10 protein-coding genes are annotated in these 13,662 nt (G+C 73.1%); 5 read left to right on the top strand and 5 right to left on the bottom strand.

What is annotated here, in order from left to right; all coding sequences use genetic code 11:
* The first annotated feature begins 4 nt into the window (after positions 1–4).
* The 5 genes from GA0070623_RS07720 to GA0070623_RS07700 all read left to right on the top strand — a co-directional run bounded on the left by GA0070623_RS07720 (position 5) and on the right by GA0070623_RS07700 (position 5,504).
* On the top strand, positions 5–685 hold the full coding sequence (locus GA0070623_RS07720; RefSeq protein ID WP_067310278.1) for a peroxiredoxin-like family protein: 681 nt from the start codon (positions 5–7) through the stop codon (positions 683–685).
* A 66-nt stretch (positions 686–751) separates the two neighbouring features.
* Positions 752–2,122: an NtaA/DmoA family FMN-dependent monooxygenase gene (locus GA0070623_RS07715; protein WP_067310275.1), complete on the top strand. Its 1,371-nt coding sequence runs from the start codon at positions 752–754 to the stop codon at positions 2,120–2,122.
* A gap of 94 nt (positions 2,123–2,216) precedes the next feature.
* Positions 2,217–2,795 (top strand): monooxygenase family protein, encoded by a 579-nt coding sequence (locus GA0070623_RS07710; RefSeq protein ID WP_231932709.1) that lies wholly within the window; start codon positions 2,217–2,219, stop codon positions 2,793–2,795.
* Between the two features lie 494 nt (positions 2,796–3,289).
* Positions 3,290–3,967: a Crp/Fnr family transcriptional regulator gene (locus tag GA0070623_RS07705; protein ID WP_157746961.1), complete on the top strand. Its 678-nt coding sequence runs from the start codon at positions 3,290–3,292 to the stop codon at positions 3,965–3,967.
* 250 nt (positions 3,968–4,217) lie between these two features.
* Positions 4,218–5,504: a hypothetical protein gene (locus GA0070623_RS07700; RefSeq protein ID WP_067304298.1), complete on the top strand. Its 1,287-nt coding sequence runs from the start codon at positions 4,218–4,220 to the stop codon at positions 5,502–5,504.
* Between the two features lie 255 nt (positions 5,505–5,759).
* Here GA0070623_RS07700 and GA0070623_RS07695 read toward each other — a convergent pair whose 3' ends face one another.
* The 5 genes from GA0070623_RS07695 to GA0070623_RS07675 form a co-directional block, all read right to left on the bottom strand.
* A complete protein-coding gene (locus tag GA0070623_RS07695) occupies positions 5,760–6,164 on the bottom strand; it encodes an MmcQ/YjbR family DNA-binding protein (RefSeq protein ID WP_067304295.1) in 405 nt (134 codons plus the stop codon).
* A gap of 85 nt (positions 6,165–6,249) precedes the next feature.
* Complete coding sequence (locus GA0070623_RS07690) at positions 6,250–10,035, bottom strand: tetratricopeptide repeat protein (protein WP_157517478.1); 3,786 nt, start codon at positions 10,033–10,035, stop codon at positions 6,250–6,252.
* Between the two features lie 48 nt (positions 10,036–10,083).
* A complete protein-coding gene (locus GA0070623_RS07685; RefSeq protein ID WP_067304290.1) occupies positions 10,084–11,676 on the bottom strand; it encodes a hypothetical protein in 1,593 nt (530 codons plus the stop codon).
* A gap of 4 nt (positions 11,677–11,680) precedes the next feature.
* Positions 11,681–12,214: a CBS domain-containing protein gene (locus GA0070623_RS07680; RefSeq protein ID WP_067304287.1), complete on the bottom strand. Its 534-nt coding sequence runs from the start codon at positions 12,212–12,214 to the stop codon at positions 11,681–11,683.
* Between the two features lie 96 nt (positions 12,215–12,310).
* Positions 12,311–13,639: a CHAT domain-containing protein gene (locus GA0070623_RS07675; RefSeq protein ID WP_067304284.1), complete on the bottom strand. Its 1,329-nt coding sequence runs from the start codon at positions 13,637–13,639 to the stop codon at positions 12,311–12,313.
* Between the last annotated feature and the right edge of the window lie 23 nt (positions 13,640–13,662).

Below are 13,662 nucleotides of genomic sequence, written 5' to 3'. Positions count from 1 at the left end.
GTCGATGTCCCTCAACGAACGGCTGCGGGAGTACAAGGCCCGTCAGGAGGCGGGCGAGGTGCCACCGATCACGCCGGCCCACCTTGAGGTGATCTACCGGGAGGCGGAGGCCCTCGCCGCCTCGGACGCCGAGGACCGGGTGCTGAAGGCGGGTGACCCGTTCCCGTCCTTCGAGCTGCCCGACGAGAACGGCGACGTCGTCTCCTCCGCCGACCTGCTGTCCCGGGGACCGCTCGCGGTGGTGTTCTACCGGGGCATCTGGTGTGACTACTGCAACTTCGAACTGGAGGCGCTGGAGGAGATCTATCCGCAGATCAGGGAGCTGGGGGCCGACCTGGTGGCGGTGTCGCCGGTCACCATGCCCAACCTGCGGGCGGCCATCCGTCGCAACAAGATCTCGTACCGGATCCTCAGCGACCGGGGCAACGCCTACGCCCGGCGGTTCAACCTGACCTACACGATGAACCAGGACCTGCTCGACGTGTGGGGCGGCTTCGGGATGGACTTCTCGAAGATCAACGGCGACGACAGCAACAGCATGACGATGCCCGGCGTGTTCCTCGCCGGCACCGACGGGGTGCTGCGCTTCGCCTCGGCGCACGCCCGCCACTGGGAACGCACCGAGCCGGCCGACCTGCTGGCGGCCATCGAGCAGCTCAGCCTGGACCGCACGGCCCGGTCCTGACCAGCGTCACGGTCGCGCCGCCATCCGGTCCCCGGGTGGCGGCGCGACCGGTGCGAAGGGGGAGACATGCACCTGAACGTGTTCACCGAATGCTCGCCGTCGCCCCAGTTCGTCGGGATGTGGCGGGCGCCCGGCGACGCCACCGGCACCGGCTACCGGTCGCTGGACTACTGGGCCGCCGTCGCCCGTCGGCTGGAGGCGGCCTGCGTCGACGCGCTGTTCTTCGCCGACATCCACGGCACCTACGACGTGTACCGGGGTTCGTGGGCGACCGCGGTCCGGCACGCCGTGCAGATCCCCTCGATCGACCCGGTGCCGGTCGTCGCGGCGGCGGCGATGGCCACCACCGACCTCGGCTTCGCGGTCACCTACTCCACCACCTACCACCAGCCGTACGAGTGCGCCCGGCTGTTCTCCACCCTCGACCACCTCACCCGGGGCCGGATCGGCTGGAACATCGTCACCTCGTACCTGCGTTCCGCCACCGACAACGGACTCGGCGAGTATCTCGACCACGATCTGCGCTACGACCGGGCCGACGAGTACCTGGAGGTGGTCCGGGCGCTCTGGGAGCGCAGCTGGGACGACGGCGCGGTGGTCCGCGACGTCGACGGCGACGTCTTCACCGACCCGTCGCGGGTACGCGCCATCGACCACCGGGGCGACTGGTTCACCGTGCGCGGCCCGCACCAGTGCGAGCCGTCGCCGCAGCGTACGCCGGTGCTCTACCAGGCGGGCGCGTCGGGCCGGGGCCTCGCGTTCGCCGCCCGGCACGCGGAGGTGGTCTTCCTGACCATGGCCGACCCGCAGGGTGGAGCCGAGACGGTACGGCGCCTCCGTCAGCGGGTGGCCGACGCGGGACGCGACCCACGGGGCGTCCGCGCCCTGCAGGGCACCATGGTGATGGTGGGCGCCGACCGGGCCGACGCCAAGCGCAAGGCCGCGCAGTACCACCAGTTGTGGAGCCCGGAGGGGCAGCTGGCGAAGTGGTGCGGCTGGATGGACGTGGATCTGGCGGCGTATCCGGAGGACACCCCGGTCGACGCGGTGAAGAACCAGGGCAGCCAGTCGTTCCTGGGCTTCCTGCGCGGGCTCAGCCCGGAACGGTCGTGGACCATCGGCGACGTGCGGTATCTGGTGTCCCGCCCCCGGCGGGCCCGCCGGGACGCGCCGATGACCCTGTTCGGCACGGCCGAGGAGATCGCCGACCGGATGGAGCAGTGGCTGGAGGTCGCCGGTGTCGACGGCTTCAACCTGATCCCGTGCAGCCCCTCGGACGGCCTGGGCGACATCTGCGACCTGCTCATCCCCGAGCTGCAGCGGCGGGGGATGTTCCGCACCGCCTACCGGGGCGGCGAGACCCTGCGGCAACGCTACTTCGGGCCGGACGCCGTGTCGCCCGCGCCGGTCGACACCGAGGCTTCCCACGTGTCTTGACGTGTCTTGTTCGGTGACAAGAGTCATTGCTAGTGTTCCGTAGTATTCGATCCGTCTCTCGAAAGGATGTCCCGGCATGGGCAAGAAGCCAGTCGTGGGCCCGAGGATGACCGCCGAGATCGAGGGCGACTTCGCCGTCTTCATGACGGGCATGCGCGTCAACAACTTCTTCAAGGTCAAGCGTTGGCTGCCGACCTTCTGGTCGATGGGCGGCGTGCTGAAGGCCATGTGGGCCGACCAGGAGACGACCGGCGCCCTGCACGCGCACGCCTACTGGGGCAACCGCGGTGCCGTCATGATCGTCTACTTCCGCAGCATCGAGCACCTGGAACGGTTCGCCAACAACCGCGAGCTGGCCCACTCCAAGGCGCTGCAGGACTACTTCCGGCGGATGAAGGACAACCCCGCCGTCGGCATCTGGCACGAGTCCTACGTGGTGCACGACGGCGAGTACGAGGCCGTCTACAACCACATGCCGGAGGCCACCGGCCTCGCCGCGGCGGGGGAGTGCGTGCCGGTCAGCCGCCGGGGCAACAGCGCGTCCGCCCGTCGGGCCACCGGGGCGCAGGTCGCGGCCCGGGCGGTCGCCGCGCCGGGCCGCGACCTGGATCCGGTGACCCCGGTCGTGGACGAGATCTTCCCGGCGGCCCCCGCCGACCGCAGCGCCGCCTGACGGCCCCGGCCGTATCCGCCTGCCGCCCCCGTCCGACCCTGGCGCCGCTGGACAGCCCCGGTCCGCCTGGCTGCCGCCGGTCCGGCCCGTAGGGCCGCCCTGGCGGCCCCCCGGGTCGGTCGTAGCTCAGCCTGCCGGCCGCCGGGGCCGCGGCGCTGCCTGCCGGCCGCCGGGGCCGCGGCGCTGCCTGCCGGCCGCCGGGGCCGCGGCGCTGCCTGCCGGCTGCCGGGCCGGCGCGGCGGGTGACCGCCCCGCCCGGTCCGACCGGCGACGCTCCCGGGAACGGGTGTCCCCGGATCCGCGAGTCCTCCCGCCCACCGCCACCCCGGTCGTCGGCGTCGGTCGCCACCCCGCCACCGAGGCGACCGACACCCACGACACCCGGACGACTCTCTACTCGTCTTTACGGGTATTTATGAGTCTCCCTGCCTAGTGTCTGCCGTGCCGCTGTGATTCTCTCTAGGAGTGCTCTGCCGGGTGGAAGGTGGGCCGACGTGACACAAGCAAAATCCCTGTCGAGGCTCGACATCTCGGACTTCCGGGCGCTGGCGGCGCGGGTGCCCGGAACCTCGCTGATCGAGGTTTCCCGCAACAGCCACGTCTATCACGGTGGGACCTGCGACGACCACGTCTACGTCGTGGAACGTGGTCAGGTGAAGACCCAGATGGTGGCCGCGAGCGGCAAACGCTGCCTGCTCTCGGTGCACGTGGTGGGTGACCTGTTCGGCGAGATCGCCCTGCTCGGTCTGGAACGCCTGGACTCGGCGATCGCGCTGACCCGGACGGTGCTGTTGCGGGTGCCGGCAGCGCGGGCCGCCGCGGTGCTGGCCGCCGACGGCTCCGGTGACGTGCTCGCCCGTCACCTCAGCCTCCGGCTCCGGCAACAGCAGCAACAGGTGGCGGACATGGTGACCCTGCCGAGCGAGTTGCGCCTCGCGGTCCGCCTGCTGGACCTCGCCGAGCGGTTCGGTCAACGCGGCCCGGACGGCACCCGCGTGGACATCGCGTTCACCCAGGAGGACCTGTCCGAGATGGTCGGCACCACGCGTACCCGCATCGGTCAGTTCCTCAAGCGGTTCCGCGAGCTGAAGGTGGTGGACTTCACCACCCGGTCGCACCTGACCGTCCACGAGGAGCGCCTCATCTCGTGGATCTCCAACCCGACGCACTGACTGCTCATTACTGAGCAGACCGCCGGACCTCCGGCGGTGGAAGATCTTCCCAGGAAGACCCATCGTCCAGGGAGGTCACATGAAGAAGCTTGTCGTTCGCAAGCTGGAGCCGATCAAGACCAGTGCCAACGCGGACTGCGTGCCCGCGGCCGCCTGACACAGGGTTCACGATCGGCGGGGATCGGGGTGAGTGATCGCTCCGGTCCCCGCCGATCGCCGTATGCACCACGGAACTGGAAGGAATCGCCCCATGGCCGTCAACACGGCTGAGTCCGTCGTCACCGTCCGTCCGTTCGTCTCGACCGTCGACGGCTCGGACGTCATCATCGGCGACACCGGCCGCAAGGTCTATCTCGCCATTCCGGCCGAGGGGCTGGACATCCTGAACGCGCTCGCCGAGGGCCGGACCATGGCCGAGGCGGCCCGCATCTACGAGCGCAAGCACGGCGAGAGCGTGGACGTCGAGGACTTCGTCGCGGTCCTGGCCGACGAGGGCTTCGTCGTCCGCGGCGAGGAGCCGAAAGCCGCCGCCGAGCCGGCTCACCAGCACGCGCACCAGATGATCCGGCGGTGGAGCTTCGACTGGATCCCGGAGGCCACCGCGCGCCGGCTCACCGGCCCCGCCGTGATCCTGCCCGGCCTCGCGGTCATCCTCGCCGGCGTCGCGTTGGTGATCGCCGACCCGGGCATGATCCCCGGCTCCCGGGCGCTGCTGTTCGAGGGCGGGAACTTCGCGGTGCTCACCGTGGTCAGCGTGACCCTGGCGATGATCGGGTTGTCGCTGCACGAACTCGCGCACGCGATGGCGGCCCGGTCGGTGGGTGTGTCGGCGACGCTCGGCATCAGCAACCTCATGTACGTCCTGGTCGCCCAGACGGACATCAGCGGCATCTGGATGGCCTCCAAGCGGGCGCGGTACAAGGCGTTCCTCGCCGGGTTCTTCGTGGACGCGTTCTTCGGATCCCTGCTGATCGCGTTCATCTACGCCACCCGGCACGACCTCATCGCCGTGCCCGGCTGGGCGAGCCTGCTGGCCAGCGCGGCCCTGCTCACCTTCCTGGTACGCATCGGCTTCCAGTTCTTCTTCTACCTGCGGACCGACGTCTACTACGTGATCGCGACCGCGCTGAACTGCCGCAACCTCATGTCGGACACCGAGCGGTTCCTGTCCAACGGGTTCAAGCGGCTGACCTTCCGCCGGGACAAGGTGGTCTCGCAGGCCGGCGTCCCGCGCGGCGAGATGCGCAAGGTGCGGGTGTACGCGGCGGTGTGGGTGTTCGGGCGGATCTTCGGGCTGTTCGCCCTGGTGTTCACGATCCTGCCGTTGCTCTGGGTCTACCTGGAGCAGTTCGTGCTGCTGGCGTTGGGCGAGCCGACCCGGTTCTCGTCGGCCGACTTCGCCACGGTCGCGGTGCTGGCCGGGCTGCTCAACGGCGGCGGCCTGGCGATGTGGGGCCGCAACCTGTGGCGCGGCTGGCGTCGTCGGCGCGCGGAGGACGCCCGGACGCTCGCCCGGCAGGCCGCCACCGCCGCCTGATCGTCCGACCGCAGAGGACGCCCGGACGCCGGACCGCGACCGCCGGCTGACCGTAGGGGACGCCCGGATGCTCGACCGAGCCGCCGGCTGACCGTCCGACCGCAACGCCGGGCACCGCACGGTGCCCGGCGTTGCGGCTTCGGTCAGGGGACCGGGCGGCCCTCACCCCGCCGACGGTGGGTGCCGCAGCGCCCGTTCGCCGGGCGGCTCGCTACGCCGTCGTGGCGGTCGCCGCCGCTCCGGCCCCGGCCGGGCTCATGCCGGGGATCGCCGGGAGTCCAGCCGGGCCACCCGGCGTGGCCCGGCCGTCCGCCGGTAGCTGGCGTCGAGCAGCTCCTCCACCTCGTCCCAGTCGGTGTCGGCGGTCAGGTCCAGCCCGATCCACCCGTAGGGGCCCAGGTAGGCCGGCACGTAGCAGCGGTCGTCCGCCACCAGCGCCGCCCGCTCGCCGGGATCCACCAGCACCAGCACCGAGTGTTCGTGCTGCCGGTAGACGCCGTCGACCTTCACCGACCCCCCGTAGTACGCGAAGACCTTGGTGGTGAAGAAGGCGGGATGTCCGTGGGAGATCTTCTCGGCCGCGTCGGGGAAGCTCAGGGCGAGCGCCCGCAGCCTGCTCAGGAGGGGATCTGCGTCGTCGAACATGATCGGGTGCGGCATACCGGAAGGGTAAGCACACCACGCGCGGCCGCGGCGCCCGACCGGCCCGTACCGCCGGTCACCGGCCGCCGGGGATCCGGCGGTGTCACCCGACGAGGCGTCGGATCTCGTCGACGGTGGCGGCGGACGCGCGCCGCAGCGCCACGTAACCGGGGTCGTGCCCGGCCATCTCGTCGTAGACGGCCCGGAGGTGGTCCAGTGCCTCGACGGCGGCAGCGCCGGGCGTGCCGCCGCGCAGGGTGTCCAGATGCCGGTGCTCGGCCGCCAGGAGGGCGGCGAACCGGTCGTCGACCGGGGCGGTGGGTCGGATCTCCGCGCCGGCGACCAGCTCCACCAGCGCGCGGGACTTGGCCCGCTGCACCACCGCGTACGCCTCACCGACCGCCTCCCGCGCCAGCAGACAGCGCACCAGCCCCTGGTAGGCGCCCTGTCTGCCGCGCACGTAGCTGATCCGGGAGCGGTCGTCGTGCGGTCGTTCTCCCCGGCTGGCCTCGATGAGGTCCACCGCCTCGGCGTACAACGGCTCGGCCTCGGCCAGCTCGCCATGGGCGGCGTACAGGCCGGCCAGGCTCTGCGTGGCGGCAGCGGCGGAATCGAAGTGCCCGGCCGGACGGGAGATCGCGAGGCTGTCCCGGTACGCCGCCACCGCCTCGTCGACCCGGCCCAGCGAGCTCAGCCGGCCGGCCAGGTTGGCCAGGGTGGTCGCCTGATCGAGGCGGTCACCGGTCGACTCCTTGGCCCGGAGCACCTCGGCCAACAGGTCGAGCACCTCCGTGTCCTGCTCCGGTGGCATCAGATGGGTCAGGTCGTTGGTGGCCCGGGCCCAGCCCTGTTCGTTGTTGTTCTCGCGGTACAGGGCGGCGGCCCGACGCATCAGCAGCATCGCCAGCGAGCGGGCACCGTCCTCCGTCGGAATTCGGTCCAGCGGCAGACCGCTGCGGAGCAGCGGGCCGATCAGTCGGAGCAGCTCACCGCTGCCGACCGGCCCGAGTTCCCCCGTGGCGAGTCGGCCGAAGAAACCGCCGAGGGTGTGCAGTGCGGCCGCCTGGGAGTTGCGGTGGCCGGTGCGTACCGCGATCTGCCAGGCGCGTCCGTAGGCTTCCACCGCTGCCGGCAGGTCACCCAGATCCTCGTACAGGTTTCCCCGACAGGCCTGGATCGGCCCCTCGGCGAGGGTGCTCTTCGGACCGGGAACCCGGCGGACCACGGCCAGCGCCTGCTGGAGGTCGGCGAGGGCGCGGTGGTGGTGGCCGATGGTGGCCCGCACCCGGGCTCGTGCGGTGTACGCCTCGGCCAGGAGGATCTCCCGGCCGTCGGGTGCCGCCCCCCACGCGTCGACGAGCCGGTCGTAGCCGGCCAGCGCCGCCCGGAGTTCACCCCGCTGTCGATGGACCGCGGCGAGGACCGTCGCCGCGACCAGGGCCTCGACCGTCGCGCCGGACCGGTCCGTGAAGATCTCCTGGGCGGTGCGGGCCCGGTCGAGCGCCCGGTCGAGGTCCCCACCGGCGGAGCTGACCAGGGCGTCGGCCAGCATCAGCCGCGCCCGGGCGTGCTCGCTCTCGGTCGGCAGCCGGTGGGCCAGCACCACCCAGCGGCGGGCCTGCTCGACCTCCGCGGCCGGGACGTCGATGCCGAGCGGAGCCGGAGCGCGCTGCGGGATGGCCTGACCGACCAGCGCGGACGTGCCGGCATAGGCCCGGCGGGCCGCGTCGAAGGCCGTCGAGCCGATCAGATACGTCACGATCGGCTCGACGGCCACCTGTTCCCTGCCGGCCGACCCCTCTGAGGGCTGGCGTCGGCCGCCACCGGGCGGTCCGGCGACCGCGAGTTCCGCCAGGCGCTCGGCGGGAACCAGGGCACTGGCCGGGTCACCTCGGCCCAGCAGCTGGGAGACCACCTCATTGAGCAGCGACACCGCCATCTCGACGGATCCCTCGCCGACCCAGCGGTCCACCGCCTGGCAGACCCGGCGCAGCACGTCGTCCACCGCCACCCCGTGCTCGAGGGCGCCCCGGAGTTCGTCCGGGCCGAGGCCCGGTTCCCGGTCGAGTGCGGCCCTCACCCGCAGCGCCACCGCCTCGGCGGCACGGGGCGGCGACGGGGCGAGCCGGATCTCGTCGACGACGGCCCGGACCAGCGCCGCCTGGGGGCCGGTCAGGTTCGCCGTCAGTGCCCTGACGTCGATCCGACTGGCCGCACGGCGCGCAGCGCGACGATCGGCGCGGCTGCCGGCGGAAGCGCGGAGGGAACTGGCGAGTCCGTTGAGGACGATGGTATGAACCGCCGCGAACAGCGGCCCGAATCCGGGGAGGCCGGCGCCGGCGTCCAGCCACCGCCACACCTCCGCCAGCGCGGCGGGACGACCGTGCGCGGCGGCGGCGATGGTCCGGACGAGTTCGCGGTGCCGTTGCCGCGCGTCGTACAGCGCCGCCGGCAGGTCCGTCGGAGCCGCCAGCAGGCGGGTCCGCCCGGCCAGGGCGTCCGCAGCGTGGCCGACGATCCGGGCGGCGGTGTCGTCCAGTCCAGTGACGAGCCGGTCCGGATCGCGGACACCGTCGGCGATGGCCCGCAGCGCGGCGACCAGCCTCGTGTACTCCGGACTCTGTTCCTGGAGGGCCAGGTACTCGTCCAGGGCGCGGCGGGCCTGGTCGTCGCCGTCGACCGCGGCCACCAGGGTGGCGACCGCCGGCTCCCACCGGCGCAGCGCCCTGGCGGCGGACCGGCTGCCGGCCGACGACCGCCCGCGCAGGATCGGCACCAGTTCGGCGAGGGCCGTGGCGACCCCGTCGGCGTCGAGGCCGAACTCCGCCGTCAACGCCACGAAGTCGACCCCCTCCACCCGGTCCACCTCGGCGACCAGCCATCCGACGCCCACCGCGTCGAGCAGGTCGTCGCCGGGCGCCCGGGCGACGATGTCGCCGACCGTCGCGTCGAGTTCGGCCTCGTGGTCGGTGAGGCGGTGCAGCACAGCGGCGGCGAGGCCGTGCGCCAACCGCTGTGCCGCCGCCGATGCGGGCAGATAGGCGGCGAGGTGCCGGTGCGCGGTGGCGACCGTGTGCCGGTCCGGACGGCGGTAGGCCCTACCGAGGGCGGCCAGTTGCAGCGCGACGGCCCCTTCCCGGTCCCCCCGCGCCCAGGACACCTGCCCCCGGCCGCCCAGCACGCGGGTCAGGCCGGGTCCGTCGTCGGCGTCGGTGAAGACCTCCTGGCAGTACAGCAGCACGGTGTCGGCGGCATCGAGTTCACCGACCTCCCGCAGCGCGGCCGATCGGCTGAGCTGTGCCGTGGCGATCTCGACCGGTGCCGCCCGTCGGACGTCGAGGAGGTTCAGGTGCAGGTCGCTGAAGTAGAGCGCGTCACGCCACCGCCCCAGAGCGACGACGGTGCTGCGGCCGACATCGACGAGCGCCTCCAGTACCTCGTCACCGCCGACGACCTCGTCGACCCCGCTGTCGACCCGGTGAGCGGTCTCGCCGACGGCCGAGGCGGGATCGGGCAGCAGTTCGAGCAGGAGTTCCGCGATCCGGGGCAGGGCCTCCTCGTCGTGGCCCAACTCGTGCAGCAGGCGTAGGTGCTGCACCTCGGCGGCGTGTCGGCTCCACGGCCCGACCGGTGCCCTGTCGGCCAGGTCACGGGTCTGCTCGTTGGCGGCGAAGGCGGCCCGGAACCGACCGGTCCGGACCAGCACCTCGGTCAGGTTCAGGCTCGCCTCGAAGGCCCCGCGCAGGTCCGCTTCGCGCAGCCGGTCGGCGAGCAGCCCCCGCAGCGTCCGCTCCAGCTCCGGCAGCGGCAGTTCGTCCAGCAGACGCTGCAGCCCCTCCGGTCCGGGTCCGTCGTGCCGGCCGGTCCGGGCATCGCGGTCGCTGGTCATCGGGCTCCCTCCGTCGCTGGTCACCGGGCTCCCTCCGTCGGTGGGCGGTCAGTCGACGACCACGTGCACCGCACCACCGGCGGTGAGGGCCAGCAGCCGGTCGACCCTGGTGCTGGAAACGGCCACCACCAGGGGGTACGGATCGCGGTCGAGCCGGTCGAGCACCAGTACGTCGACGAAGCGCTCCGGCGGTGCCGCCGGCCCCGTCTCCGGTGCCGCCGGCACCACCACCAGGGTCACCCGGGCGCCCCGCCCGAACCGGTCGGCCAGGCCGGCGGCGGGCAGAGCGACGATGCTACGACCGACCAGCACCCCGTCGGGCAGCTTCGGCCCCAGTTCGCGCGTGTGCAGCGGCCGGCCCTGCGCGACCGCCCGAACGGTGTAGCGGCCGAGGGAGTTGCCGTCCGGTCGTCCCCGCACGTCGGCGGCGGTCAGCACGTGGAACGCCGGCAACGACCGGGCGGCCACCGGGGTGCTGTCGGCACGGCCTGCGGCGACCGCGGCCGCCACGCCCCCGAGCAGCCCGACGGCCACGAGCGCGATCGCCCGTACCGGCAAGGGACGGCGCTGACCGGCGGTGCCCGGCGTGACCACGGCCGGGGGAGCGTCGACGGGCGATGCGGCGGCGACAGCCTGGGGAGCGTCGGCGGATGACGGGGCGACCGGCCCCGGCTGCCGGGACGCCCCGGGCGGCACCGTGGCCGCCGGCCGGTGCGGCCCGCTGACCCCCGCCGACCCGTTGACCTCTGCCGGCTCGACGGGCTGCGGATAGCGCAAGGCGGAGGCCCGGTCACTGTCCGGCCAGCCGGAGTACCAGACCTTGCCGAGCTGGAGCCACTGCTCCCGTTCCGCGCCGAAGCTCGGTGGCAGCTCCAGCCGCATCGCCTCCAGCAACGCGAACCGGTGCACGTCGAACGCGGTCCGGACCAGCTGCGCGTACGGCACCGCGGCCCGCGCCGCCGCCCGGTAGCCCAGCAGGGCCACCCCGATGCCTCCCCACACGCAGGCGAGCGCGCCGTACCAGGGCAGGACCGCCGCCGCCAACCCGCCACCGAGCAGGGCGAAGCCGGCACCGAGGACACTGATGGTCACCGCCGCCTCCAGGCCGGTGGCCGCGCTGGAGAAGGCGGCGACGAACTGCTCGGGCAGCACCACGTAGAGCCTGGGCCAGGCGGCCACCCCGTCCAGGCCGTACCGGTCGGCGTGCTCCTCGGCGGCGCGTAGCGTGTTGCCGAGCCGGGTAGGCAGCACCCGGTCCGCCCGGCGCGGATAGCCGAGGAAGAGTGTCGGGTCGCCGCCCGTCCGACCGGCGTGCACCCGCTGGTGGCGGGCGGTCATCTGCCGACCGAGCCAGGTCAGGCCGGGCAGCGCCGGCCAGTAACCGCTGAACAGCCGGAGCAGGTCGGTACGGTAGCCGGCCAGCAGTTGCCCGAGCAGGATGGTCAGCAGAGCCAGCGCGACGACCAGCGCGGAGCTGCCCTCGGTGCCGAGGCCGCCCCACCAGAGGCGGGCGGCCCCCCACCCGACCCCGGCCACGACCACCGCGCCCAGCGCGCCCACGAAGACCAGCAGCGGTAGCCAGACCGTGGTCAGCCGGCGACGATCCAGCAGCGCCGTCGCGGACTCGAAGAGGACGCCCACCGGGTCACCACCAGACCGCTCGGAGCTGGTGCCCGCCGGCCACGCAGTCCTGCTCCGGCTCCGGGAACTCGTCGAAGTGGTTGAGCGCGCCGCAATACTGGCAGAAGACCCGGATCGGCAGCGTCGGGGGCCGCAACGACCCGGCCAGCAGCGGATCATCCATGCCGAAGGGCACCTCCGCCTCCAGCGGTTCGATGCCGTAGGTCGGCCACGCGGCACGCCCCAGGTGCCGCAGCACCTGTTCGGCGAGGGCCTCGGCGGAAACGACACCCATCGGACGCCCGGAATCGTCGACCACCACCAGCGCCGGGAGCTCGCTCAGCAGCCGGATGAGAGCATCCGACGTCAACAGCTCGTCCACCGGCGTCGACGCCGCGATGAGCAGGGCCGGACCCCGGCCGCCCGGGCCGGCCACCCAGCGTGGTGTCCCCCGCCCGTCGACGCCCAGGGTCAGCTCGTCGGCCCGCTCCGGCGGCCCGTGCTCGGTCTCGACGACCCGATGGTCGGTGAGCATCACATCCCGTGCGGTCAGGCCCATGCTCCCGTTTCCTTCCTGCTTGGCCGGTCCGGCCCAGGGGCCGTCCCGGTCGAGGGCGTCCCCGCCGTGGCGGGGCGGTAGTCGTGTCCCACCCGCTCAGTCCCAGTCTCCGACGAGGACGAACGGTGCCCAGAAGAAGAAGCTGTCGTACAACCGACGGTCGAGGTCGACCGGTACACCCTTCCCGGTCCCGGCCAGGAAGCGTGCCCGATACAGGACGCCCTCCACCCGCTGGCGGTCCCGTGCCGTGCCGGCCAGGCTCAGGGCCACCTGGGCGGTGTCGGTCGCGCCGGCGAAGTCCCGCGCCACGAGCCGGATCCGCGCCTCCGCGAGGGCGAGTCGCGCCGCCGCCGGATGGCTCGTCCCGGCGCTGTCCCGGGCCTGCCCGACGTACGCGAGGACGTCGGCGGCGGTGCGACGGCGCAACCACGACTGGGCCCGGTGGAGCGCCACCACGGCCGGCGACCCGTCGCCGAGGCCCCGGTAGAACTCGTCGAGCAGCATCGCCGTGGAGAGATCGTCGACCTTCCAGAGGCTCACCAGCACGGCCGGCGCGCCGGCGTGGAGCAGCGCCCGGATCAGGCCGAGCAACTCGTCTCCGGGCCGGGTGTCGGAGACACCGGTACGACACGCGGCCAGCACCACCAGCGTCCCGGTCAGTCGCAATCCGAGCATGTCGGTGGCGGTGAGGCGACCGTCGGCCAGCTCGACGCCGGAGGCCATCGGATCCTCGGGATCGAAGACGCCGTGCGCGCCTATGTGCAGGATTCCCGGCGGTGGCCGGTGTGCGGCGGCGGTCCCCGCGTCCGGGGCCGGGCCGCCGAGCCGACGCAGCAGTGCGGCCCGGCTGGCCTCGGCACCCTGCATCCGGTCGGCGTCGAACCGCCCGGTGAGCGCGGCCGCGTGCACCAGGCCGAAGGTCAGCGGTTCGGTGCCGGGCGGGTCGGCGACCACCAGCGCGGTCGACCGGGCGCCGCGCCGGTTGGCCTGGCAGTAGCGCAGCACCGCGGCACTCGGCGTGTAGACCACCGGGTGCGCGTCGGCCAACCGCACACCCCGACACGGTACGGCGTGCAGCGGCACCCGGTGCAGCGGCCCGTGCGGCACCAGACAGAGCCGGTCCCCGGGTCGTACCCGGTCGAGAACCGGGGCGACGAGACTCACCAGGACCGGATGGTCGAGGATGGCGGTCGCCTGCTCCAGCAGGGCCGGACCCTCGGTCACCCGGTCCAGCGCGAGCGCGAACCGCACCACCAGCGCGGCGAGCTCCCCGGTGTCCACCGGCAGGCTGACCAGCTCCGGCTCGGCGCGTTCCGCGGTGACGAAGAAGATCAGTGCCTGGTCCCCGGTGAGGTAGTACTCGACCAGGACCAGCCGTCCGGTCGGGGGATCGCGTTGCTCGGCCGGGGGATTCCGCCGGTTCACGGTTCGGCTCCCGTCGGGTGGGT

It is taken from the genome of Micromonospora rifamycinica (genome assembly GCF_900090265.1).
Taxonomy (GTDB): Bacteria; Actinomycetota; Actinomycetes; order Mycobacteriales; family Micromonosporaceae; genus Micromonospora; species Micromonospora rifamycinica.
Note: the sequence above shows the minus strand (reverse complement) of the source record. Positions and strands in the feature narration are given on the sequence as shown.